At 35.6% G+C, this 882-nt stretch carries 1 protein-coding gene; it reads left to right on the top strand.

Annotated elements, in window-relative coordinates; all coding sequences use genetic code 11:
- Nucleotides 1–132: 132 nt before the first annotated feature.
- Nucleotides 133–474: a DUF7973 family transport facilitator gene (locus ABFX15_RS09710; protein ID WP_487046872.1), complete on the top strand. Its 342-nt coding sequence runs from the start codon at nt 133–135 to the stop codon at nt 472–474.
- The last annotated feature ends 408 nt before the right edge of the window (nt 475–882 follow it).

Here is an 882-nt window from a genome sequence, read left to right as displayed (position 1 = left end):
TTAATTGCCTCATTTTCTTAAATAAAACTGCCGGAATAAAGTGACATTTACTGGCTGGATTATTTTGCTTTTCTACACTTAACAGGCGTTTTTCCAGAAAATGAGGCTAAATTTAAATTCACTGGGGTAGGTATGCTGTTCAATGCGATTTGGGGTGCCTCTCTGGGAGGAGTAATGGGGTATATCGTATTGCTTACAGAAATTCCAAGTTTGGGATTTGCAATTTCAGCAACATCACTTATCTTTATATATTTTGGTCTGACATTTCCGGTTTCTCACCATGTTGCAATGGTAGCAGGAGTTGCGGCAATGACATTTGGAAATATTTGGATCGCTATCATATTTAGTATATTGGCTGTCATTTCTGGGGACATTATTCAGCGCTATACCAATACTTATGTGGATACTCACTTAGATATGCCAGCGACAGTCATTGCCTTATGGACATTTGTGATTCTTGGTTTATTATCGTAAAGGCCATATCAAATCTATATACTATAATAAAAAAAACAATCGAAGAGACTGCTACTATTGTGTAGTCCCTTCGATTGTTTTTAGTGATTCACCGTAATCTGAGGTTTGTTACAAGATCTCCTACTATTTTTACTGGCGCTGTTTTCTCAACATTTTTAGAAATCGATTTCATAGAGACTATCGTATTTTTGATTCTTTTACTGGAATAAAGTTCATGCAATTCCTGATCAAGATAAAGAGCAATCAGTTATGACCAGTCTACCTACTTATTGTTTGAGACGGTTAGGTTTTAAGAAAGGATTCTTCACTGGTCTGGATTTGTAAACCCCTGATAAATAACTCAAGTTTTGCAGTTGAATATCCAGGTTTAACCCTTGCGGTTATTGAAACTTCTTATAAATAATTATC

It is taken from the genome of Alkalibacterium indicireducens, from assembly GCF_039522005.1.
Lineage (GTDB): Bacteria > Bacillota > Bacilli > Lactobacillales > Carnobacteriaceae_A > Alkalibacterium > Alkalibacterium indicireducens.
The sequence above is the reverse complement of the archived record's forward strand: the minus strand, read 5'-3'. Positions and strand labels throughout refer to the sequence as shown.

Bases quoted from the DNA above. Each gene is read 5' to 3' on its own strand.
- ABFX15_RS09710 (WP_487046872.1), top strand. From the start codon at position 133: ATGCTGTTCAATGCGATTTGGGGTGCCTCTCTGGGAGGAGTAATGGGG.